The 1,507-nt window shown below is 45.7% G+C and carries 1 rRNA gene (cut by a window edge); it reads left to right on the top strand.

Features of this window, described 5'->3' with window-relative positions:
- Positions 1-1,507, top strand: a 23S ribosomal RNA gene (locus BBB58_RS15690); its annotated part runs 1,170 nt beyond the window's last position; the annotation flags it as partial.

The following is a 1,507-nucleotide window of genomic DNA, read 5'->3' as shown; positions in this document are numbered from 1 at the left end:
AGCAAGATCACCCGCTGAACTTAAGCATATCAGTAAGCGGAGGAAAAGAAACTAACAAGGATTGCCTTAGTAGTGGCGAATGAACCCGGCATCAGCTCAAAGTGTAAATCTGAGGCATCAAGTCTTAGAATTGTAATCTATAGGCCTTTTAGGGAAGTCACGGTCCTAGCATAATTTTTTGAAAAGGAATGCCAAAGAGGGTAAAAGCCCCGTATTTGGTTAGGACTGGATGTACCGAAGGGTTCCAAGAGTCGGGTTGTTTGGGATTGCAGCCTAAAATCGGGAGATAAACTTCTTCCTAAAGCTAAATATTTATGGGAAACCGATAGCAAACAAGTACTGCGAAGGAAAGATGAAAAGAACTTTGAAAAGAGGGTTAAAAGACTTGAAATCGTTGAGGAGAAAAGCGGTAGAAGAGAAATGATTTCGTTCAGAAGTATGTGGCATTGTTGGCGTCTTCATTGGTGATGGTACTTCATAGGGCCTAGCTGGTGACCGGCGTTGCATAGTTACTTTTTCTGGGCGAAGTGCAAAATGAGGTCTCGTTTGCGGAAACGTCTCTAGGGAAAACTCTGGTCTCGATATCGGAAGCCCTGGTCTCCAACGTAAACTTGGCCCTGAGGGCTGCATCTGCAGATTTTGCAAAAAAGGCTTCTACTGACCCGTCTTGAAACACGGACCAAGGAGTCTACCACAAGTGCGAGTTTTAGGGTGGAAAAACCCGAAGGCGCAACGAAAGTGAGTATAAGGTGCGAATCCGCAAGGAGGCAGCATCGGCCAACCTTGATTTTCGAATGAAGGGATTGAGCAAGAGCATTTTTGGTAGGACCCGAAAGATGGTGAACTACGCTTGAGTAGGGCGAAGCCAGGGGAAACTCTGGTGGAGGCTCGAAGCGTTACTGACGTGCAAATCGTTCGTCAAACTTGAGTGTAGGGGCGAAAGACTAATCGAACCATCTAGTAGCTGGTTCCCTCTGAAGTTTCTCTCAGGATAGCTGGAACAAAATCGCAGTTTTATTAGGTAAAGCGAATGATTAGAGGAATCGGAGGTCCTAGACCTTTGACCTATTCTCAAACTTTAAATTGGTAAGAGCTTGGCGTTTCTTAATTGAACGTTGAGGCAGAATGCGTTGTTCCAAGTGGGCCGTTTTTGGTAAGCAGAACTGGCGATGAGGGATGAACCTAACGCTGAGCTAAGGTGCCAAAATTCCCGCTCATCAGATACCATAAAAGGTGTTATGTAATATAGACAGCAGGACGGTGGCCCTGGAAGTCGGAATCCGCTAAGGAGTGTGTAATAACTCACCTGCCTAATTACATAGCCCTGAAAATGGATGGCGCTGAAGCGGGATACCGATACTCAGCCATCAGAGCAAATGTGAGGCTTTGATGAGTAAGAGGGCGTGAGCATAGTGCAGAAGCCTTTGACGTGAGTCTGGGTGGAACTATGTTTAGTGCAGATCTTGGTGGTAGTAGCAAATATTCAAATGAGAACTTTGAAGACCGA

Origin of the sequence: Exiguobacterium profundum, assembly GCF_001909285.1 — a bacterium.
Classification (GTDB): Bacteria; Bacillota; Bacilli; order Exiguobacteriales; family Exiguobacteriaceae; genus Exiguobacterium; species Exiguobacterium profundum.
This window is presented reverse-complemented; position numbering and strand designations above follow the sequence as displayed.